The sequence below is a fragment of the Azospirillum sp. UFLA03-27 genome (genome assembly GCF_059803775.1).
The window spans coordinates 22,724-43,955 of sequence record NZ_JAUQTX010000018.1 but is presented as its reverse complement, the minus strand read 5'-3'; the positions used below and the strand labels follow the sequence as shown (position 1 = coordinate 43,955).

The window sequence follows — 21,232 nt, the reverse complement described above, 5'->3', positions numbered from 1 at the left end:
GCGTATAATCGTCGGCAGCGTCAGATGTGTATAAGAGACAGTCCCCATTCCCCTTCCCGCCGCCCGGGGGCGTGGCGGCTTTTATGTGCCTTGGGCGGCGCTGGTCGTGGTGGCCGTTCTTGTCCTTCTTCTGGCATGGATGAAATAACCCGTATTTGGTGTTTGTGCTGTGGGCGCGACACGTTGGGGGGTTGGCCTTAACCACAGAATGTGTATGCTGCGCCCGAACCTGCCGGCACCAGAACGCCGGCCTCATCCGGAAGGGGGAATCTGACCAATGAACAAGCATATCCTGGGCGCCGCCCTGATCGCCGGCATTGCCATGGGCGCGGGCGCCGCGCAGGCCGCTGACGCCGCCGCCGGTAAGGACGTCTTCAAGCAGTGCATGGCCTGCCACACGGCCGAGCAGGGCAAGAACAAGGTCGGCCCGTCGCTGTTCGGCGTCGTTGGCCGCCCGGCCGCCGCCATCGACGGCTTCAAGTACTCTAAGCCGATGCAGGAGAAGGCCGCCGGCGGTCTGACCTGGACCCCGGACAACCTGAAGGCCTACATCACCGCCCCGAAGGAAGTCGTTCCGGGTGGCACGATGGCCTTCGCCGGCATCAAGGACGCCGGCAAGGTGGACGACCTGGTCGCCTTCCTGGCCGAGCAGAAGTAAAGACGCCCGCGTTTCGGCGCGGGGGTACGGACGGGCCGGAGGGGAAACCCTCCGGCCCTTTCCTTTTTCAACAGCCCTCTTCCGATCAGCCGGCCGCCTCCAGGCTCTTGCTCGCCACCTCGAAGACGTCGGGCGACAGGCCTGGCGTGGCGACGATGCGCTCCAACTCGGCTTTCATCAGGGCGCGGCGCGGCGCATCGTAGCGGCGCAGGCGCGAGAAGGGACCGACCATGCGCGCCGCCACCTGCGGGTTCATCGGGTCGAGCCGCAGGACCTGATCGGCCAGGAAGCGGTAGCCCGCCCCGCTGGTGTCGTGGAAGCGCACTGGGTTGCCGCCCGCGAAGCCGCCGATCAGGGCGTAGACCTTGTTCGGGTTGCGGATCTCGAAGGCAGGATGGGCGAGCAGTTCCGTCACCCGCTCCAGGGCATCGGGCCGGTGCGAGGTCGCCTGCACGCCGAACCACTTGTCGACCACCAGCGCCTCCCCCTTCCAGCGCTCGTAGAAAGCGGCGATGGCCTCGTCCCGCTCCGGCGCGTTGGAATTGCTGAGGAACTGCAGCGCCGCCATCACGTCGGTCATCGCCTGGGCGCCGCGATACTGGCTGAGGCAGAGGCCCAGCGCCTCCTCATCCTCCAGCGCCATCAGGTAGGCGAGGCACAGATTCTTCAGCGCGCGCCGCCCGATCGCCGCCGCGTCCACCGAGAAGGGCTCGTTGCCCGCGTTGCGGCGGTGCGTGTCGAGCCAGCCCGGTCGCAGCGCTTCGGCCAGCCGGCGGCGGGCAAATTCGCGCACGGCGTGGATGGCGTCGGGGTCGATCACCTCCATCTGGGTGCCGAGGTAGCTCTCGGTCGGCAGCACCAGGGCCTGAGCGGCGAAGGCCGGGTCCCGGTCGGCGTCCTTCAGGACGGCGCCCACCGCGTCGATGAAGCTCTGCGGCAGCGCCAGCTCCCGCCCGGCCTGACGGTCGGCGACGAGGGAGAGCAGCAGCCGGGTCGCCAGCGTCTGCCCGGCCTCCCAGCGGTTGAAGGCGTCGCTGTCGTTGGCCATCAGGAAGGTCAGGTCGCCGTCCGTCAGGTCGGCCCGCAGCTTCACCGGGGCGGAGAAGCCGCGCAGCAGCGACGGCACCGGGCGGGCCGGCACGTCGACGAACGTGAAGGTCTGCTCGGCCTCGGTGATGTGCAGGGTGCGGCTGGTGCCGGCGGCCTCGGCCTCGCCGGTCAGGCGCAGCGGCAGGTCCGCCCCGTCCGGACCGAGCAACCCCATGACCAGCGGGATGTGCATTGGCTCCTTCACCGGCTGGCCGGGGGTGGGCGGCACGGTCTGCTTGACGGTCAGCCGGTAGGTCTTCGATGCGCCGTCATAGGCGCCGGCGACGTCCAGCTCCGGCGTGCCGGCCTGCCGGTACCAGCGCTTGAACTGGGTCAGGTCCACGCCGGTTGCGTCGGACATCGCCGCCGCGAAATCGTCGCAGGTGACCGCCTGCCCGTCATGGCGCTGGAAATACAGGTCCATGCCCTTGCGGAAGCCCTGCGGCCCCAGCAGCGTGTGGTACATGCGGATGACTTCCGACCCCTTGTCGTAGACGGTGGGGGTGTAGAAGTTGTTGATCTCCACATAGCTGTCCGGGCGCACAGGGTGCGCCATGGCGCCGGAATCCTCCGGGAACTGCACGGTGCGCAGGCGCTGCACGTCGGCGATGCGCTTGACCGCCCGCGAATTCATGTCGCTGGAGAACTCCTGGTCGCGGAAAACGGTCAGCCCTTCCTTCAGCGAGAGTTGGAACCAGTCGCGGCAGGTGACGCGGTTGCCGGTCCAGTTGTGGAAATACTCGTGCGCCACCACGGCCTCGATGCCCAGGAAATCCTGATCGGTGGCGGTTTCCGGCTTCGCCAGGATGTATTTGGTGTTGAAGACGTTGAGCGACTTGTTCTCCATCGCCCCCATGTTGAAGTCGCCGACCGCGACGATGTTGAAGATGTCGAGGTCGTACTCCAGACCGAACACTTCCTCGTCCCAGCGCATCGACTTGATGAGCGAGCGCATGGCGTGCTCGACCTTGTCCTCGTTCCCCGGCTCGACATAGATGCGCAGGGTGACGTCGCGGCCGGACGCGGTGCGGAAGCTGTCCTCCTGATGCACCAGCGTGCCGGCGACCAGGGCGAACAGGTAGCAGGGCTTGGGGAAGGGGTCCTCCCACACCGCGCGGTGGCGCCCATCGGGCAGGTCGCCGGATTCCATGAGATTGCCGTTGGACAGCAGCACCGGGTAGCGCGCCTTGTCCGCGGTGATCGTGGTGGTGTAGCGGGCCATCACGTCGGGCCGGTCGGCGAAATAGGTAATCTTGCGGAAGCCCTCCGCCTCGCACTGGCTGCAGAAGTTGCCGGAGGATTTGTAGAGCCCTTCCAGCGCCGTGTTCTCCTGTGGCTTGATGCGGACGACGGTTTCCAGCGTGAAGGTTTCCGGCACGTTGTGGACGGTCAGATGGTCCGGCGTGACGGTGTAGTCGGCATCGCCCAGCGGCTGTCCGTTCAGTGCCACGGACACCAGTTCCAGCCGCTGCCCGTCCAGCGTCAGCGGCAGCGCCGACGCATCGTCGCGCGCCGGGTTGCGCCGCAGCCCGAGCTGCGCGCGGACCGTAGTCACCTCCTCGCCGAGGTCGAAGAACAGATCGACCGTGTCGATCAGGTGCGCGGGCGGGCGGTAGTCCTGCAGGCGGATGGCCTTGGGCGTGCCTTTGTCCATGGGGCTTTTCTCTAACCTTGTTTTGGCCGTGTCGGCGTCGCGGGGACGGACTCTAGCATGGAGAGTGGGGACGCGGGACGCTGTTGGACAGGGGCAAGGCGCATCCATCGTGCCCTACCCATCCCGACATGCAGGCAGTGACTGCAGGTGGCGGTATCTGTTGATTTTGCCCTTAATGATACATAGAACTGAAAGGGTTATCCCGAATGGTATGGTTATCCCAGTATGATGGAGCTTTGGCGTGTACGGTCGATCGTTTCCCGCGCTTTCCGTGTTCGGTAGAGTTCTCGCTGTTCTTCTGTCGGTGGTTCTGCTGTCCGCCTGCCAATCCAGCGTAAAGCATGTCGAGACGATCAAGCGCCCAGGCAACAGCACTCGGATTGTGCTGATGCCTCTGGATGTTGAGCTCAGCGAGCTGTCGGCCGCCGGAATGAAAGAACCGAAAGCTGAATGGACCGAGGCGGCGCGCCGTCATCTGGCCGTGGCTTTCGATGAGCAACAGGCCGATTTGGGGCTGAGCATCGCCGCTTTCGACGACAGCAAGGCCAATCCTGAGGTCGTGGACACTCTGCATCAGTTGCAACGGCTGCATGAGAAGGTCGGCACGTCGGCCATGATCCACCACTTTTTCGACATCAAGAAACTGCCGACCAAGCGCGGCAAGTTCGACTGGACCCTGGGAACCACCGCGAGGACTCTGAAAGAGGCGACCGGTGCCGATTATGCGCTGTTCGTCTGGGTGCGCGACAGTTACGCGAGCGGCGGACGGGTCGCCTTGATGGTCGCGGCGGCGGTGCTGGGCGTCGGTGTGCAGGGGGGCACACAGGTCGGCTTCGCGTCGCTGGTGGATCTCGAAACCGGGGACATCGTCTGGTTCAACCGGCTGATGCGGGGCGCCGGCGACCTGCGCACGGTGGAACCGGCGCGCGAAACCGCCAAGGTGCTGCTGGCGGACTTCCCGAAGTGACCGCCATGCATCGCCATACAATGCACCGCCGGAGTTTTCTTGCCGGTTGCGGCTGCTGTTCGGCCTTGGCGGTGACCGGTTGCACGACCACCGGGACGGGGGATGGCAACACCGCACCCGGTTACCGGCCGTCCGCAGCGACGGACGAGGGTGGCCTCTGGCAGGTGATGGACCGGACGGAGAGCGAGCTGAAGCGGTCCCGCGCCCTGGTGCGCGACGAGGCCGTGAACGCCTATCTGCGCGACATCGTGTGCCGCATGACCGCGGACCATTGCGCCGACATCCGGGTCTATGTCGTGCGCACGCCGGTGTTCAACGCATCGATGGCGCCGAACGGGATGATGCAGGTCTATTCCGGCCTTCTTCTGCGCACCCGCAACGAGGCGCAGCTGGCCGCCATTCTGGGTCACGAAATCGGGCATTACCTGCGGAAGCATTCGTTGCAGAAATGGCGCGACGCGCGGGCCAAGGCGGATTTCGGGGCATTCCTGAGCCTCGGTCTGGCCCTGGCCGGCATCCCCGCGGTGGGAAGCCTGACCCAGATGGCTTTGCTCGCCAGCATATTCTCCTACTCCCGCGACCAGGAGCGGGAGGCCGACGACATCGGCATCCAGCTCATGGCGAAGGCCGGTTACGCGCCGGGAGAAGCCGCCCGCGTCTGGGAACAGCTGGTCGCCGAGAAGAAGGCGATGGCGGAGGAGGCCGAGCGCAACGTCTTCTTCGCGTCGCATCCGGAGCCGGAGGAGCGGCAGGCGATCCTGAAGGCGAAGGCGTCCGGCTTGGCTCAGCCGGGGCAGACCGAGGGGGCCGAACCTTACCGCAAAACCTTGCGGGGCCTGCGCCGGACGTTGTTCGAGGATGAATTGCGGATGCGTCAGTTTGCGCGGACGCTGGTTCTGCTCGATCAGCTCTGTTCCGACATTCCGCCCGATGCGGACATCATGCATTTCTACGGCGAGGTCCACCGTCTCCGCGCCGAGAACGGGGACTTGGGCCGTGCGCGGGGCTGGTACGAACGGTCTCTTGCCGCCCCGGACGCCCCGCCCGAAGCCTGGCGCGGTTTCGGCCTCGTCCTGCGCCAGCAGGGGGAACGGGGACCGTCGGCGGAAGCCTTCCAGCGTTACTTGTCGCTCGCACCGAGGGCGACGGACCGCGACCTCATTCAAAGCTACATCGCCCTGGAGAGTTGATCCTATGCCGCAGTTTGCAATCCGCACCCTGGCCCACACCATGGCCGTGCTGTGCGCCTTGGTGGCGCTGTCCGGCTGCGTGCACTACGTGCTTGTCCCATCGACGGAAAAGGTGACCGTCCGCAGCGGCATGACCGTCGAACCGGGCATCGAGTGGAACCGGATCACGGCCTTGGGATCGGCGGATACGGGAAACCTGGATTTCTGGACGGTCGATGGCGAACAGTTGGACCTGCTGATCCTCGCCGCAGGGATCGAGGATGGAAAGCCCCTGTTCAACATCACCGGAAGCAATGAAAAGCCGCCGGCCTACCGGGCGGGGATGCCGACCGAAGACCTGAGCAGCCTGTTCGAATCGGCCTTCACCAAGACCTTCAAGGCAAAGGTCTTCACAGTCCGCTCGCTGAAGCCGCAGACGGTCGCCGGAGGTGAGGGGATTCGCCTCGATTTCTCCTTCTCAGGAGAGGATGAGCTGGATCGTGATGGTGTAGCGGTCCTGGTTCAGAAGAACGGCAGGCTGTACATGGTCGCCCATCAAGGGGCACGGTTGCACTACCGTCCGAAATACGCTCCGGAGGTGGACCGCATCATCGCGTCGATGCGCATCATCGACAAAGCCTAACCGACGCATCCCGTTCCGGATGCCCAGCGTTCAACGCCTCTCCCGTCGGAAACGGGAGAGGCGGGTGCCCGTCAAACGTGGAAGCTCTCGCCGCAGCCGCAGCGGCCCTTCTCGTTCGGGTTCTTGAAGACGAAGCCGGTCTGGAACTTGTCGTCAACGTAGTCCATCTCGCTGCCGATCAGGAACATGACGGCGGCGGGGTCGATCAGGACGGTGACCCCCTTGTCCTCCACCACCTCGTCGAACTTCATCTTTTCCTTGGCGTACTGCACGTCATAGCTGAGGCCGGAGCAGCCCTTGGCCTTCACGCCGATGCGCAGGCCGATGTAATCGTCGGTCGCCTTCGCCATCAACAGCCGCACACGCTCGGCGGCGGCGTCGGTGATGGAAAGGGCCTTGGGAAGAGAAGCCGTAGAAGCCGTAGCCATGGGGGATCTTCGCCTCCTTAGAACATATCCAGTTGGACCCGCGCGACCTCGGACATCATGTCCTGGCGCCAGGGTGGTTCCCAAACCAGCTCAACCTTGCATGTGGTGACGTCCTCGACGGACGCAACCGCCTGCTGCACCTGCATCGGCAGTTCGCCGGCCACTGGGCACATGGGGCTGGTCAGGGTCATGTCGATCTCGACCTCGTTGTTCGGGCCGATGTCGACGCGGTAGATCAGGCCCAGTTCCCAGATGTCCACGGGGATTTCCGGGTCGTAGCAGCTCTTCAGCGCCGAGATCACCGCCTCGCTCAGCGCGGCGCGCGGGTCGTAGGCGGCCGTGGCCGCAGCCATGTCCGCTTCGGTCTGGTTCATCGGCTTGGCCTCCGCGGCGTCGGCTTCCTTGGAGATCGCGTCATCGGGCATCGCGTTTCACCGTTTCCTGCAACTTACTCGCTGCTCGCCTTGTCCTCGCCTTCGATGGCCGCGTTCATCGCGTGCCAGGCGAGGGTGGCGCATTTCACGCGCACCGGGAACTGACGGACGCCGGACAGCACCATCAGCCGTTCCATGGCGTCCTCGTCCACCGGACCGTGGTCGCCGTGGTCGTGGTCGTCCTTGGTGCACAGGTCGTGGAAGGTCTCGAACAGAGCCTTGGCTTCCGCCTCGGTCTTGCCCTTGACCACCTCGGTCATCATGGACGCGCTGGCGGTGGAGATGGCGCAGCCGCGGCCCTGGAAGGCCACATCCTCCACCACCCCATCCTTCAGCTTCAGGTAGACCATGAAGCGATCACCGCACATGGGGTTCTCGCCCTTGGCCTCCCGGTTGGCATCGTCGGGATGCCGGAAATTCCGGGGGTTCTTGCCGTGGTCCAGAATCACTTCCTGGTACAGCTCGCGCAGTTCGTCCATCATGCTCCGAAGAACTCCTTCACCGCGATCACCGATTCGACCAGAGCGTCGGCTTCCGCCCGCGTGTTGTAAAGGGCGAAGCTGGCCCGCGCCGTGGCGCCGACGCCGAAACGCTCCATCAACGGCTCCGCGCAGTGGCGGCCGACCCGCACGGCGACGCCGTACTGGTCCACGATGGTGCCGAGGTCGTGCGGGTGCACGCCCTCCAGCGTGAAGGAGATGATCGGGCCCTTGCCCGGCGCGGTGCCGTAGACGCGCAGGCCGTCGACCTGGGAAAGCTGCTGCGTGGCGTACTGGAGCAGGTCGTGCTCATGCGCCGCGATGGCCTTGCGGCCCAGCTTTTCCATGTAGTCCAGCGCCACACCCAGCCCGATGACCTCGGTGATCGCCGGGGTGCCGGCCTCGAAGCGGGCCGGCGGGGCCTTGAAGGTGGTGCCTTCGAAGCTGACGCTCTCGATCATGTCGCCGCCGCCCTGGTAGGGGGGCATCTTCTTCAGCAGGTCGTACTTGCCGTACAGCACGCCGGTCCCGGTCGGGCCGTAGAGCTTGTGGCCGGTCATGATGTAGAGGTCGGCATCGATGTCCTGGACATCCACCACGCCGTGCACGGCGGCCTGGCTGCCGTCGAACAGCACCGGCACGCCGCGCTCATGCGCCATGCGGGCGATGATCTTGGCCGGCGTCACCGTGCCCAGCACGTTGGAGCAGTGGGTCATCGCCACCAGCTTCGTGCGGTCGGACAGCAGGTCCTCGAAGGCGTTCAGGTCCAGCACGCCGTGCTCGTCCACCGGGACGACCTTGATGCGGATTCCCTTGTCCATCTGGAGGAGCTGCCACGGCACGATGTTGGCGTGGTGCTCCATGACCGAGACGATGATCTCGTCGCCTTCCGACAGGAAGGTCCGGCCATAGCTGTGGGCGACGAGGTTGAACGCCTCGGTCGCGCTGCGGGTGAAGACGATGTTGCGCTCCGACGGGGCGTTCAGGAAGCGGGCGACCTTGCGGCGGGCCTCCTCGAACTGGTCGGTCGCGGTCTGCGACAGGAAATGGACGCCCCGGTGGATGTTGGAATAATCCTCCTCCAGGAAGCGGGTCATCGCGTCGATGACCTGCCGCGGCTTCTGCGCGGAGGCGGCGCTGTCGAGATAGACGAGCGGCTTGCCGGGCTTGCCCTTCCGCTCGTGCACGCTGCGCGACAGGATGGGGAAGTCGGCGCGCACGCGCTCGACATCGAAGGTGGGGAGGGTGATCTGGGTGTCCATCTCCGGGTCCCTCCTCAGCGCGCGTTCTGCCAGTTGGCGACGTAGCTCTGGAAGGCGTCGCGGACGCTCTCCTCGGCGATCTCCTCCAGCGCCTCGGACAGGAAGGCGCCGATCAGCAGGCCGCGCGCCGTATCCTTGTCGATGCCGCGGGCGCGCAGGTAGAAGAGCTGGTCGTCGTCCAGTTCGCCCACCGTGGCGCCGTGGCTGCACTTCACGTCGTCGGCGTAGATCTCCAGCTCCGGCTTGGCGTCGATCTCCGCGGTGTCGGAGAGCAGGAGCGCGCGGTTCTGCTGGTAGCCGTCGGTCTTCTGGGCGTTGGGGCGCACGATGATCTTGCCCTGGAAGACGGCGCGGGCCTGGTCGTCGATCACGCCCTTGTAGACCTCGCGGCTGGTGCAGCAGGGCTTGGCGTGGTCGATGAAGGTCGTGGTGTCGACATGCTGGCCGCCGCGCACCATGTAGGCGCCGCTGACATGCGTGTCGCCTTCCTCGCCATCCAGGACGCTGTTCACCTCGTTGCGCGACAGCTTGGCGCCGATGGTCAGGATGAAGTTGTCGTACACGCCCTTGCCGGCCACCTTCGCCGCGGTGTGCGACAGGTGGAAGGACTCCGCGTGCTCGCGCTGGACCTTGTAGTGGTGGACCGACGCGCCCTCGCCGACGAAGACCTCGGTCACGCCGTTCGACAGGGTGGTGCAGGAACCCAGGCCCACGTGATGCTCGACGATCACGGCGCGGGAGTCCGCCTCCGCGACGATCAGACCGCGCGGGTGGAAGGCGGTGGGCTGCGCCTCGGAACCGACCGACACGAAGACCAGCTCGATGGTCTCGTCCACCGCGACGCCGCGCGGCACATGCAGGACCGGGCCGTCCGCCAGGAAGGCGGTGTTCAGCGCGACCAGAGGCTGATCGTCGGGGGCGGCGATGCGGCCCAGATGCTCGGCCACCAGATCGGGCTTGCGCGCCAAGGCGTCGGCGAGGTTCAGCAGTTCCACACCCGCCGGCAGGCCAGCGGTGGAGGACAGCTCCGCCCGGAAGCGCCCGTCGACGAAGACCAGCCGTGGGCCGGTCGTGCCGTCCGTGCGCACGGTCGGCAGCACGTCGAAGCGGACGGTGTCGCCGGTTTCGACCGCCGGCTGGAAGGCCAGCTTGTCGAGCGCGCGCAGGTTGGTGTAGCGCCAGGACTCGTTCTTGACGGTCGGCAGGCCGAGCGCGGCGAAGCGGTCATGACCCTGGCTGCGCAGCTCGTTCAGCCAGGGCAGGCCGGCGCCGGGCAGGCCGTCCTTGACCCGGTCGAACTGCTCCAGGAAGGGCTTGGCCGCCGCCGGGTCGTAGCCCCGCGGTGCCTTCGTGAGGGTTGTCGTCGCCATGGTCAGGCCGCCTCGTTCACGCCGAACTCGGCGTAGCCGTTCTTCTCCAGCTCCAGCGCCAGCTCCTTGCCGCCGGAGCGCTGGATCTTGCCGAAGGCCAGCACATGGACATGGTCCGGAACGATGTAGTCGAGCAGGCGCTGGTAGTGGGTGATGACCAGCATCGACCGCTCCGGCGAGCGGAGCGCGTTCACGCCCTCGGCCACGATCTTCAGCGCGTCGATGTCCAGGCCGCTGTCCGTCTCGTCGAGGATGGCGAACTTCGGCTGGAGGACGGCCATCTGGAGCGTCTCGTTCCGCTTCTTCTCGCCGCCGGAGAAGCCGACGTTGACCGCGCGCTTCAGCATCTCGTCGGTCATGCTCAGCGCCTTGGTCTTCTCGCGCACCAGCTTCAGGAACTGCATGGCGTCCAGTTCCGGCTCGCCGCGCTGCTTGCGGATGGCGTTCAGGGCAGACTTCAGGAAGGTGGTGTTGGCGACGCCGGGGATCTCGACCGGGTACTGGAAGGCCAGGAACAGGCCGGCGGCGGCGCGCTCCTCCGGCTCCATCTCCAGAAGGTCCTTGCCGAAGAAGCTCACCGAGCCCTCGGTGATCTCATAACCGTCGCGGCCGGCCAGCACGTAGCTGAGCGTGCTCTTGCCCGAGCCGTTCGGCCCCATGATGGCGTGCACCTCGCCCGGGTTGATCGTCAGGTCGATGCCCTTGAGGATTTCCTTGCCGTCCACCGTGGCGTGCAGGTTCTTGATCTCGATCATCGTTTCTTCTTCCTTCGCGATGCGGTGGGCGATCAACCGACGCTGCCTTCGAGGCTGATGCCGACGAGCTTCTGGGCTTCCACGGCGAACTCCATGGGCAGCTCCTTCAGCACTTCCTTGCAGAAGCCGTTGACGATCAGCGACACGGCGTCCTCTTCCGACAGGCCGCGCTGGCGGCAGTAGAAGAGCTGGTCCTCGCTGATCTTGGCGGTCGTCGCCTCGTGCTCGACGCGGGCGGTGCGGTTGCGGTTCTCGATGTAGGGCACCGTGTGGGCGCCGCACTGGTCGCCGATCAGCAGGCTGTCGCACTGGGTGTGGTTGCGCGCACCCTCCGCCTTCGGCAGGATCTTGACCAGCCCGCGGTAGGTCTGCTGCGCCCGCCCGGCGGAGATGCCCTTCGACACGATGGTCGAGCGGGTGTTCTTGCCGATGTGGATCATCTTGGTGCCGGTGTCGGCCTGCTGGAAGTTGTTGGTGATGGCGACCGAATAGAACTCGCCCACCGAATTGTCGCCCTGCAGGATGCAGCTCGGGTACTTCCAGGTGATGGCGGAACCGGTTTCCACCTGGGTCCAGGAGATCTTGGAGTTGCGGCCGCGGCAGGCGCCGCGCTTCGTCACGAAGTTGTAGATGCCGCCGACGCCCTCCGCGTTGCCCGGATACCAGTTCTGGACCGTCGAGTACTTGATCTGCGCGTCATCCAGCGCGACCAGCTCGACCACCGCGGCGTGAAGCTGGTTCTCGTCGCGCTGGGGCGCTGTGCAGCCTTCCAGATAGCTGACGTAGCTGCCCTCGTCGGCGATGATCAGCGTCCGCTCGAACTGGCCGGTGTTGGCCTGGTTGATGCGGAAGTAGGTGGACAGCTCCATCGGGCAGCGCACGCCCTTCGGGATGTAGACGAAGCTGCCGTCGGTGAAGACCGCGCAGTTCAGCGTCGCGTAGAAGTTGTCGGTGTAGGGCACGACCGAGCCGAGGTACTTCTGGACCAGCTCCGGACACTTGTGCACGGCCTCGGAGATCGCGCAGAAGATGATGCCCATCTCCTCCAGCTTGGCCTTGAAGGTGGTGGCGACCGACACGCTGTCGAACACGGCGTCCACGGCGATGGCCGGGCTCTTGCCCTCGGCCCCCTCGACGCCGGCCAGGATCTCCTGCTCGCGCAGCGGGATGCCCAGCTTCTCGTAGGTCTTCAGCAGTTCGGGATCGACCTCGTCCAGCGACTTCGGGCGGTCCTTCATCTTGGGCGCGGCGTAGTAGTGCGCGTCCTGATAGTCGATCGGCGGGAAGGACAGCTTCGCCCAGTGGCGCGGCTCCTCCATCTCCTGCCAGACGCGGAACGCCTTCAGGCGCCATTCGAGAAGCCATTCCGGCTCCTCTTTCTTGGCGGAGATGAAGCGGACGATGTCCTCGTTCAGGCCCTTGGGCGCGACATCCGATTCGATGTCCGTCGTGAAGCCGTACTTGTACTTCTGCTCCGTGACGGCGCGGACCTGTTCGACGGTTTCGGTCGTGGCGGCCATGCTTGTCTCTCGTTCCCTGAAAGCGTTGTCCGATGAAGGCGCCGAAACGTCAGACGGCGGCGCGCCGTGCCGGGCTGGGGCCGGCTCCAATGCTGTCGAGCGGGCCGGGTGGACCCTCCGCCCAGGCGGGCGGTCCCATCATGTCGGCCAGGGTCACCTGTTCGAGCGCGCCGCGGATGGCGCTGTTGACCTTTTCCCAGCCGCCGCGCATCGGGCACAGGCGCTGCACGCCGCACTGGCTGTCGCCGCCCTCCACGCAGGCGGTGAGCGCGATCGGGCCGTCGAGCGCCGTGATGATCTCGGCGATAGAGATTGCGTCAGCGGTGCGGCTGAGCGCATAACCACCGGCGGCGCCGCGGTGCGAGGTCGTAAGGCCCGCCGGGGTCAGCGTCTTCATGAGCTTGGCGACCGTGGGGGAGGGCACGCCCGTGCGCTCCGCCAGATGGGAGACGGTGTGAACCGTGCCCACATGGCGCGCCATTTCGCTCATCACGACGATGGCGTAGTCGGTCAGCTTGCTCAGCCGGATCATGACCACCCCGATACAGGACTAAATTGGTCCTGATTAAGTGGCCATCATAGGACCTTTGTCAAGCGGAACCGGAGCGGGATAACCGGGAAAAACACTCGGGTATAAGGATGGCAGGCCTGCGCCCGGCGCACGCTGCGGCGAACTGTCGCGGATGCTCTCCACCCACGGGAAGCCCATGCACTGCGGTCGGACAAAGAAAGACCGGCCCCGCGGTGGAGGCCGCGGGGCCGGTGCAGTCAGCGTGGAACCCGAAGGGAGCCGACGGGGGAGCCATGAGCGAAACCGGATCAGCCCGGCTTGCGCGCCTCCTCCCGGGCCGCGTCGCTGGCCGCGCTCACCGCGTCGCCGACCTCTTCCTTGGCGGCTTCGACCGCCGCGCGGGCGGCGCGGGTGCCGCGGTCCATGGCGTCGAGGGCCATCTCCTTGGCGCGGCTCGTCGCCTCGTCGGCGTAGTCCCCGACCCAGCGGTCCTCATAGCGGGAGGACGGGATGCTGGCGCCGAGCGCGGCGCCGAGCGCGACGCCCATCATGCCGGCCACCACCGGATGGTCGTCCACCATCTCCCAGAAACGTCCGGTCGCGCTGTGCAGCCGTTCCGAAGCCCGGAAATGGCTGGCGCCGCCATGGTTGCCATGATTGCCGATGTGACTGTCCACGCGGCTGCTCATGTCCCGGCGCATGTCTTGCGCCCGGTCACGGGCCTGATCGGTCAGGCCGCGCACACGGTCGCCTGCCTCGTCCACGACGCCGCTCGCCCGTTCGTAGACATGGCTTGCCGCGTCGCTGGCCCGCTCGTAGGCGTGGCTGGCCGCATCGCGCACGCTGCCGCCGGCGCTGTAGAAGGTGTCGCGAGCGTATTGCGCGGCGCTTCCGGCGCGGTCGCGGACGTTGTGCATCGCTCCGCTGCGTGCGATGCGCCGGTCGTAGCCGGAGGCGGTGAGGGCCAGCCAGCCCAGCCCGATGCCGATCATGGCGAGCGGGATCGGGTTGCTGCGCATGGTCTCGCCGACCGAATGGGACCGTTGGTGGGACTGGTTGCGGATCGGCTCGTAATAGCGGTCCTGGGCGCGTTCGCCGTAGCCGCCGGTGGTGGTGTGCATCCGGTTCATGGTCTGCTCCATCAGGTGACGGGGAGCGAGCCGCGCGGTCTTTCGCTTCAGGACCTGGATCGTGTCGCCGATCCGGGCCTGGCGTTCGCGGATCTCCCGTTGCATCGCGTCGTAGTCGCGGGGCGTTCCGCGCCCCTTCTCACCGCCGTTCTTCGGTCCGTCGCTCATGGGCCGCTCATCGGGCGAGCTGGGAGCGGGCCCAGCGTTTGTCGTCACGCAGCGTCTCAATGGTGCGTTGCGGCTGGAGATTCTCCGGACTGAGCCGCTTCTTGCCGATCATCGCCAGCACGCCGCCGATGACCAGCACGACGACCCCGACAATGACGGCGGCCAGCCAGGGCTCGACCACCTTCGACAGAGCCAGCACCGCCGCGGCCAGCAGGACCAGGACGCCGGCGAAGGCGATCAGGCCGCCGGCGACGACATAGGCTGCGCCGCCCGCCGCCTGTCCGGCCTTCTCGGTCAGCTCGGCCTTGGCCAACTCGATCTCGGTGCGGGCGAGGTTGGTGGTCTCCCGCGCCAGATCGGCGAACAGGCCGGCGATGGGTCGGTCTTGCCGCGGATCGTAGGAACGGTCCTCCGCAGCGCTCATGGTTTGATCCCCTGGATCGGGTTATTGCCGGACACCGGCTTGGACTCGCTGGTGCTGCCCTGAGTGACATTGGATGTGGTGCCGGGCGCGGAGCCGGCGACCATTTCGGCGGCGTCGCGGGTGCGGGCGGCGGTGGTCGCCGCGGTGGCGGTGTTCAGCGGACGCGGACTCTCCTGGTTGCGGCCGATCCCGCCGCCGGCCGAGTTTATGGCTGTCGCCGACGTCATGCCGGTCGACGCCATGCCGGAGGAGGCGAAGCCGGACGACAGGCCGGACCTCGGCCGCGCCGCGCCGGGGCCTTCCGCAGAGGCCGAGCCGCCGATGCCGCCGGGACCGGCGCGGCGATGGCCGGCGAGGTCATGGTCGGTGCGCAGAGCCTCCTGTCCAGCGCGGTCGGCGCCGCGCAGCCCGAAGTCACGGTAGTCGTGATGGTCCTGGTCACGACCGCCGTATCCACGGTCGTGCCGGGCGTAGCCACCGGTCAGGTGCGACGACGACGCGCCGCGAAATCGCCGTTCTCCGGAGCTTTTGACGAAGCGGGCGAACAGGAAGCCGACGGCGAAGGCGGCACCGACGAAGACCTCCGGCTGACGCCGCGCGAAACGCTCCACCTGGCCGACCATGTCGTCCACGGTTGAGTTGCGCAGCATGTCGGCAACCCGCTCCACCCGGTCGGCGGCCTGTCCGGCGTAATGGGCGGCGGTTCCGTTGTTCTCCTCGTTCAGCTGTTCCGCAGCCTTGTGCAGCGCGTTGGCGACGCTGCCCAACTGGTCGGCGGCGCGGTCCGTCTGCGTCTCCAGAAGCGAGCGGATGCGACCCTGTGCGGCGCCGATGGTGTCGCGGCCGGCATCGGCTGCTTCGCCGGCCATCCGGTTCACGTCGTCCGAGGGACTCCGGTTCTGCGAACGATCGTTGCCGAATCCACTGTTCGCCATCGGGTCCGGCGTCTTGCGGTTCGGTTCGCCGGTGCCCAACGTATCGCGGTCTGCCATCTGTTTTCCTCCTCGGGGTCGGCTGCGGATGTGTTCCGGTCCGCAGCCTGCGGCAATTCGCCGCGCTTTGCGGCGTCCGATGTCGGGAATCAAACACACTCATGGGCATCGGAGTTCCGGGGTGTGTATTGCGTTCCTGCGCGGCAACGCGGGGTTGCCGGCGCCGATTCCATTGGCGCTGTCGGAATTGGACGGCCTGCGAAAGTGTGCTAAACTTCCCCGCGAATTCGCGAAGGTTCCAATGAACCGGAGGAGGCGGCCGTGAACGGCATTTTTTCCGCTCTGAGCAACGGCCAGAACAGCCTTTTCCAGCTCCAGAAGGCCAAAAAGGACTGGGAGCGCGCGCTGGAGGCCATGGAGGGAAAGGACTCCAAGCAGGTCCTGACCGAGAAGGCCGACCAAGCAAAGCTGCCCTTCACCATGACTCCGGAGCAGCAGAAGAATTTCACCGCCGTGGTCAACGCGCTGGAGGAAGCCAAGCGCGTCGGCGGGCCGAAGGCCGTCGCCGCGCAACGGCTGGAAGAGGTCGAGCGCAAGATCGAAGAACTGAAGATGATGATGCGCCACAGCCGGGGCGACCGGGAAAAGCTGGTGCAGCTGGCGCGGGAGGCTGCGATCCTTGCCAAGCAGGCCGGACGGGCGGCGAAGGAGTATGGCGCCGGCGTGGCCGCCGCTGCGGAGATGGGACTTCCCGGCGGGGCGGGGGCGCCGTCCATCGGTGGCATCACCATCGAGCGGACGACCACCCGCACCTCCATCACCATGGTTCAGACGGAAATCGCCGTCGATGTCTCGGTGACCATCCGCGGCGACGGCGCGACGGCTGAAGGCGCCTTGACCGAAGGGGCGCCGCAGGACACGCCGCCAGCCCCGGCGCTGCCGACGGACGCTGCGGCCGCCGACGGCACAAGCACGGCTGAGGATATGGCGGCCGGCGAAGAGGCGGCGGAAGACGGAGAGGCGCGTGCCGCCGAGACCGTCGCCGCGGAAGCCGCCGGTCTGGCCGGGCAGGCCACGGCCCAGGGCGTTGCTCCGGATGGCAAGCCGCCATCGGACGGCAAATCCTCCACTGGAACGGCGGGCACCGAGAAGACGGCGGCCGAGAAAACGGCGGCCGAGAAAACGGAAGAAGAAAAGGAAAAGGAAAAGGACCGGGCCGAAGGGAAAACCGACGAGGATGCCGAGGACGGGCAGGGGACCGACCTCGAGCAGCTGATGAAGGACGTGGCGCCCAGCCTGAACGCCACCCCCAACGCCCCGTCGGGCGAGCGGATCCGCAACTACATCCAGCGGATGATGGCCGACAACGATCTGAAGATGTCGCGCTACCGTGAGGCCGACGAATTCGGGCGTCGGGTGGAGTCCGTCCTCGCCGAGGCGAAGTCGATCATCGCCGAAGCAAAGGCCGCCAACGAGTTGGATCAGGCCGAAGAGCGGCGCAAGGCGCGGCGGGAGTCCTTCAAGGATTACGACAAGGTCGTGGAGGAGGCGCAGGACAACGTCAACGAACTGCGTCAAGCGGCCTTCGGGTCCGGCACGACACTGAAGGATTTTGTAGAAGCCATGACCAACCCGGACGGCACGGACGGCGATTCCGGCGAGCCGGACGGTGCCGCTGGAGAGGCCGCAATCATGCCTTCGGCGGACAGCCTCGCGGCGCTCGGTGGGACGGATCTGGGGATGCCCGCCCTGTCTGGTTCGGTCAATCTGCTCGCGTAAGAGCATCGGTGCACCGAAAGCTCAGGGCACCCCCTTCGTGCGCGTTGGGCGATCACCTTCGGCAGTATCGCCATCTGGGTAATCCAGCCCATTTCGCAGTCCACGCGGTCTTGACGACGGCCTCGGTCCGGCGCAGGATGGTCGGCGTGAAGGTTGATGCTCGAAAAGCATTGTACGCACAGTGCCGACCGGCGGTAACGACGGTCGGATAGAAGGCTGGAGTTCAAGCGGCAACATCCTGTGAGACGCCATCGCGGCGTTCTCATCTTACCGATATTGTTGCCCGTCCGGCTGACCGGCGGTGGGGCCATACCCGGGTGGCTCCGCCGCCGATTGTTTTTGGGGCTCTTTTTCGCCCTTTCCTTCTCCCTTCCCAACCGCCGGTTTTCGCGCCCATGGGCGCATGGTGCCACGCGCCGTGCGCAAGGCCTCCCCGCGCTTTTCCCGTCACAGGATAAGCCAAAGGGAAGTATGGGTATTTGAGGCGATCGACGCCCAGCCACCTAGCCCACAAATAGGCAAATTAGTTCGAAATCCGACCTATCGATAGGAGTAGGAACAAAAATTGGCCGCAAATGTGCGCAAAAAGGGGGTATCAAACAGGGGTTTAACGCCACATTAACCAGACTGGACTGACCTTGATCTCACGGAGGCGGCAAGTGCAGGCATGGGGCCAGCAACACCGCCCGCGAATTCAACCACGTTGCTTGAAAGGCCCGACGATGACGATGACGGGTACCATATGCGAAGTGGCTGGAACCAAAGCCGGAGTGGGGTGCCGGCGGCGGAAGGCGGGCCTTGTGCTGGCGGTTCTTCTGCTGGCCGGGTGCCCCGGCACCACGGTTCCTCCCGAAACGCAGACCGCCGGACCGACCGCCATGGCCGTTCCGGTGCCGAAGACGAAGCCTGCTCCTCCGCGCGTCAAGACCGCGGGGAAGGATCAGGCGGCCACGCCGGCGGTGAGCGGTTCGGGGACCGGTCCCGCCGCCGAGGTCATCGCCATGGCTGGGACAGAGGTGGCGGGGCTGCCCCCCGTACCGTTCGGCGGCGCCAGCCCGCCCGCCACCCTGTCCCCCGAAACGCTCGTCGGCCTGGACCAAGTCCAGACCCGGCGTCTCCTGGGCACCCCTGCCGCAACGGAAGAGGCGCCACCTGCAAAGGTGTGGCATTACGCTAAGGGCGATTGCTCGCTCAAAGTCTTCTTCTTCATGGACATGACGTCCTCCCAGGACTTCCGTGCCCTTTCCTACGATATGAAGAGCAGCGAAAATGTCCCAGATGTCGATAAACGATGCTTCGCTCAACTCCTTGCCCAAGGCTGGGATGTCCGCAATGACTGAGGCCGCCGTCGCCCGCGTGGCGCTGGTCGACGACGACGACCTGTTCCGCGAATCCCTCAGCCTCAACCTCGCCGACGAGGGGTATGAGGTCATCACGTTCGACCGTGGCGAACCCGCGCTCGACTTCTTCGCCGAGGGCGGTTCGGTGGACATCGTCCTGCTGGACTGGCGCATGCCGAAGATGGACGGCATCGACGTCCTCCGCCAGATGCGCTCCCGCGGCATCGACCTGCCGGTGATCTTCCTCACCGTGCTGTCGGATCAGATTTACGAAGAGGCCGCCCTGGCCGGCGGCGCACTCGACTTCGTGGAGAAGTCGCGTAGCCTGTCCATCCTGTTGAAGCGCATGCGCCTCATCGTGGATGGCTCCAAGGGCACGCCCGAGGAGGCCGAGGGGCCGAAGGAATCCGTCTACGCGCTGGGCAACCTCGACCTGCGCCTGGACAACAGCCGCGCCCTGTGGAACGGCAAGCGCATCGACCTGACGCTGACCGAGTTCAACATCGTCAAGCTGATGGCGACCCGCCCGGAAGAGGACGTGTCCTACCGCGAGATCTACGACCTTGTGCATGGCAAGGGCTTCCTGGCCGGCTACGGCCCGTCGGGCTACCGCGCCAACGTCCGCGCCTTCATCAAGCGCATCCGCCAGAAGTTCCGCGTGGTGGACGCCGAGTTCGATTGCATCGAGAACTATCCGGGCTTCGGCTACCGCTGGGGCAACGGCACCGGCGGCACGGGCCGCACGCGGGATGACGACGCGGATGTGATGGTCGATGGCGCTGCTGCCGATTGAGGCCCACGGGCCGGACGGCGCGCGGGACAGGGCGGAACTCACCAAGGGAGGCTTCTCCATGGCGGGTTTCCCCGGCGGCCGGTTGCGGTGGCTGTGGCACTCGCTGGCCAGCCGGCTGGCGCTGCTGACCATCGTCTTTCTGGCGGTGCCGGTGCTGATCTACGATCAGTTCCAGCGGGCCGACACCACGACGCAGACCCTGCTGCTGCAAAGCGCGCAACGGCAGGGCGAGCTGATCGCCCGCGCGCTGGAGCCGGACCTGTCCCGCGCCAACCGCGCGGCCCTGCCGCAGCTCGGCCCCATCCTGCGCCGCTTCGCCGACGGGAACACGCGGCTGAAGCTGCTGGTCCGGCCGCGCGCCCTGGCCGGCAACAACCTGATGGGCAGCGACGGCTTCTATTACGTCGCCGCCGCCCCGTCGGTGCCCACCGACGATCTGGACGCCGAGCGGCACCAGCTCCTCGAACAGGGGGTGCTGGACCGGCTGGGCGCTTCCTGCGCCGGAAACGAACCGTTGGCGCTGCGCCTGCCACGCGCCTCCGGCGGCTACGAGATTCTGACCTCGGTCACGCCGATCAACACGGCCTTCGGCTGCTGGGCGCTGGTGACCAGCCACACCGCCGGCGGCTATCTGGAATCCTCCCTGGGACGCCCCTACTGGAGCACGCCGGTCGTCCAGGCCGCGGCGATGATCTACATCGTCATGGCGGCGCTGGTGATGGCGGTGCTGTTGGGGGTTTGGCGCAACCTGCACCGCTTCGGCGACCTGGCGCGCGACATCGTGTCGGGCGGCATCGGCGAGAGCGGGCAGGGGTCCTTCACCAACCGCAACACCGTGCCGGAATTGTCCGGGGTGGCCGAGGATTTCGACCGGCTGGTCGATACCCTGCGCGAAAGCGCGCGGTCGCTGCGCCGCGCGGCGGAGGACAACGCCCACGCCTACAAGACGCCCATCGCGGTCATCCGCCAGTCGGTGGAGCCGCTGCGCCGCTCGCTGTCCGCCGAGGACAACCGCAGCCAGCGCGCCCTGACCATGATCGAGAAGTCGGTCGACAAGCTCGACGGGCTGGTCTCCTTCGGGCGGCGTATGGACGAGGCCGCCGCCGATCTGCTGGTCCCGCCGCGCCGCCGGGTGGACCTGTCCGATCTGGTGGAGCGTATGGCCGGCGGTTACACCAGCCTGCTCGCCGAACGGCAGCTCCACATGCGCTCGCGGATCGAGTCCGGGGTGGTCGTGCGGGCCAGCGAGGACATCCTGGAGACCGTCATCGAGAATCTGGTGGAGAACGCCGTCAGCTTCTCCCCACCGGACGGCACCGTCAGCGTGCGCCTGTCGCGCAACGGCGCCTGGGCGGAGCTGGTGGTCGAGGACGAGGGGCCGGGCGTCGATCCCGCGAACCTGCCGCGCATCTTCGAACGCTACTTCTCCCAGCGCGAGCCGGGACGGGGCATGCCGGAGGACGCTGCGGCCCAGAACCAGGCCGAGGCGACCCATTTCGGCATCGGCTTGTGGATCGTGCGGCGGAACATCGAGGCCTTCGGCGGCAAGGTCCGCGCCGAAAACCGCTCCACCGGCGGCTTCCGCATGACGGTGACGCTGTCGGTGGCCTGACGGGGGCGGTGGCCTGACGGGGTGCAAGCCCTGTACGTTCCCATCCGTACGGGTGTGGCTGGACCGTACGTCCGGTCACACGTACGGAACAGCTTTGTCCCTTATCCTGACCTTG

20 protein-coding genes are annotated in these 21,232 nt (G+C 66.6%); 8 read left to right on the top strand and 12 right to left on the bottom strand.

What is annotated here, in order from left to right; genetic code table 11:
- Positions 1-277 precede the first annotated feature (277 nt).
- On the top strand, positions 278-658 hold the full coding sequence (locus Q4I23_RS04820) for a c-type cytochrome (RefSeq protein ID WP_237906104.1): 381 nt from the start codon (positions 278-280) through the stop codon (positions 656-658).
- A gap of 85 nt (positions 659-743) precedes the next feature.
- On the opposite strand, the gene pepN is transcribed toward Q4I23_RS04820, so the two are convergent.
- On the bottom strand, positions 744-3,401 hold the full coding sequence (gene pepN / locus Q4I23_RS04815; protein ID WP_498525465.1) for an aminopeptidase N: 2,658 nt from the start codon (positions 3,399-3,401) through the stop codon (positions 744-746).
- Positions 3,402-3,642: 241 nt separating this feature from the next.
- Here pepN and Q4I23_RS04810 point away from each other — a divergent pair, with 241 nt between their 5' ends.
- Genes Q4I23_RS04810 through Q4I23_RS04800 form a run of 3 tightly spaced genes read left to right on the top strand, consistent with a single transcriptional unit; the run spans position 3,643 to position 6,180 of the window.
- Positions 3,643-4,368 (top strand): hypothetical protein, encoded by a 726-nt coding sequence (locus Q4I23_RS04810; protein WP_454016639.1) that lies wholly within the window; start codon positions 3,643-3,645, stop codon positions 4,366-4,368.
- Positions 4,369-4,373: 5 nt separating this feature from the next.
- On the top strand, positions 4,374-5,558 hold the full coding sequence (locus Q4I23_RS04805) for a M48 family metalloprotease (protein WP_498525464.1): 1,185 nt from the start codon (positions 4,374-4,376) through the stop codon (positions 5,556-5,558).
- A 40-nt stretch (positions 5,559-5,598) separates the two neighbouring features.
- Positions 5,599-6,180 carry a hypothetical protein gene (locus Q4I23_RS04800; protein ID WP_498525463.1) on the top strand — a complete coding sequence of 194 codons (582 nt, stop codon included), beginning with the start codon at positions 5,599-5,601 and terminating at the stop codon, positions 6,178-6,180.
- A 71-nt stretch (positions 6,181-6,251) separates the two neighbouring features.
- Here Q4I23_RS04800 and Q4I23_RS04795 read toward each other — a convergent pair whose 3' ends face one another.
- The 11 genes from Q4I23_RS04795 to Q4I23_RS04745 all read right to left on the bottom strand — a co-directional run bounded on the left by Q4I23_RS04795 (position 6,252) and on the right by Q4I23_RS04745 (position 15,653).
- Positions 6,252-6,608, bottom strand: coding sequence for a HesB/IscA family protein (locus tag Q4I23_RS04795; protein ID WP_454016642.1), 357 nt, complete (start codon positions 6,606-6,608; stop codon positions 6,252-6,254).
- A gap of 17 nt (positions 6,609-6,625) precedes the next feature.
- Complete coding sequence (locus Q4I23_RS04790; protein ID WP_498525462.1) at positions 6,626-7,033, bottom strand: iron-sulfur cluster assembly protein; 408 nt, start codon at positions 7,031-7,033, stop codon at positions 6,626-6,628.
- A gap of 23 nt (positions 7,034-7,056) precedes the next feature.
- A complete protein-coding gene (gene sufU / locus Q4I23_RS04785; protein ID WP_014197141.1) occupies positions 7,057-7,524 on the bottom strand; it encodes a Fe-S cluster assembly sulfur transfer protein SufU in 468 nt (155 codons plus the stop codon).
- Positions 7,521-8,783, bottom strand: coding sequence for a cysteine desulfurase (locus Q4I23_RS04780; protein WP_498525461.1), 1,263 nt, complete (start codon positions 8,781-8,783; stop codon positions 7,521-7,523). The genes sufU and Q4I23_RS04780 overlap by 4 nt, the downstream gene beginning before the upstream one ends.
- A 14-nt stretch (positions 8,784-8,797) precedes the next feature.
- Entirely contained in the window at positions 8,798-10,153 is a 1,356-nt protein-coding gene (sufD, locus tag Q4I23_RS04775; RefSeq protein WP_498525460.1) for a Fe-S cluster assembly protein SufD, read from the bottom strand.
- A 2-nt stretch (positions 10,154-10,155) separates the two neighbouring features.
- Positions 10,156-10,908: a Fe-S cluster assembly ATPase SufC gene (gene sufC, locus Q4I23_RS04770; protein ID WP_137116359.1), complete on the bottom strand. Its 753-nt coding sequence runs from the start codon at positions 10,906-10,908 to the stop codon at positions 10,156-10,158.
- A gap of 32 nt (positions 10,909-10,940) precedes the next feature.
- Positions 10,941-12,428 carry a Fe-S cluster assembly protein SufB gene (sufB, locus tag Q4I23_RS04765; RefSeq protein ID WP_014197137.1) on the bottom strand — a complete coding sequence of 496 codons (1,488 nt, stop codon included), beginning with the start codon at positions 12,426-12,428 and terminating at the stop codon, positions 10,941-10,943.
- Positions 12,429-12,477: 49 nt separating this feature from the next.
- Complete coding sequence (locus Q4I23_RS04760) at positions 12,478-12,960, bottom strand: SUF system Fe-S cluster assembly regulator (RefSeq protein ID WP_498525459.1); 483 nt, start codon at positions 12,958-12,960, stop codon at positions 12,478-12,480.
- A 287-nt stretch (positions 12,961-13,247) separates the two neighbouring features.
- Positions 13,248-14,237, bottom strand: coding sequence for a hypothetical protein (locus Q4I23_RS04755; RefSeq protein WP_498525458.1), 990 nt, complete (start codon positions 14,235-14,237; stop codon positions 13,248-13,250).
- A 7-nt stretch (positions 14,238-14,244) separates the two neighbouring features.
- A complete protein-coding gene (locus Q4I23_RS04750; RefSeq protein ID WP_237906113.1) occupies positions 14,245-14,661 on the bottom strand; it encodes a phage holin family protein in 417 nt (138 codons plus the stop codon).
- The gene (locus tag Q4I23_RS04745; protein ID WP_498525457.1) at positions 14,658-15,653 is read right to left on the bottom strand and encodes a hypothetical protein; all 996 of its coding nucleotides are present in this window, start codon (positions 15,651-15,653) and stop codon (positions 14,658-14,660) included. Before Q4I23_RS04745 ends, Q4I23_RS04750 begins: the two co-directional genes overlap by 4 nt.
- A 261-nt stretch (positions 15,654-15,914) precedes the next feature.
- Here Q4I23_RS04745 and Q4I23_RS04740 point away from each other — a divergent pair, with 261 nt between their 5' ends.
- The 4 genes from Q4I23_RS04740 to Q4I23_RS04725 all read left to right on the top strand — a co-directional run bounded on the left by Q4I23_RS04740 (position 15,915) and on the right by Q4I23_RS04725 (position 21,117).
- Positions 15,915-17,372 carry a hypothetical protein gene (locus Q4I23_RS04740; protein WP_498525456.1) on the top strand — a complete coding sequence of 486 codons (1,458 nt, stop codon included), beginning with the start codon at positions 15,915-15,917 and terminating at the stop codon, positions 17,370-17,372.
- 800 nt (positions 17,373-18,172) lie between these two features.
- Positions 18,173-18,712: a hypothetical protein gene (locus Q4I23_RS04735; protein ID WP_498525455.1), complete on the top strand. Its 540-nt coding sequence runs from the start codon at positions 18,173-18,175 to the stop codon at positions 18,710-18,712.
- Positions 18,705-19,505: a response regulator transcription factor gene (locus Q4I23_RS04730; protein WP_237906117.1), complete on the top strand. Its 801-nt coding sequence runs from the start codon at positions 18,705-18,707 to the stop codon at positions 19,503-19,505. Before Q4I23_RS04735 ends, Q4I23_RS04730 begins: the two co-directional genes overlap by 8 nt.
- Complete coding sequence (locus Q4I23_RS04725) at positions 19,486-21,117, top strand: sensor histidine kinase (RefSeq protein WP_498525454.1); 1,632 nt, start codon at positions 19,486-19,488, stop codon at positions 21,115-21,117. Before Q4I23_RS04730 ends, Q4I23_RS04725 begins: the two co-directional genes overlap by 20 nt.
- Positions 21,118-21,232: the final 115 nt, after the last annotated feature.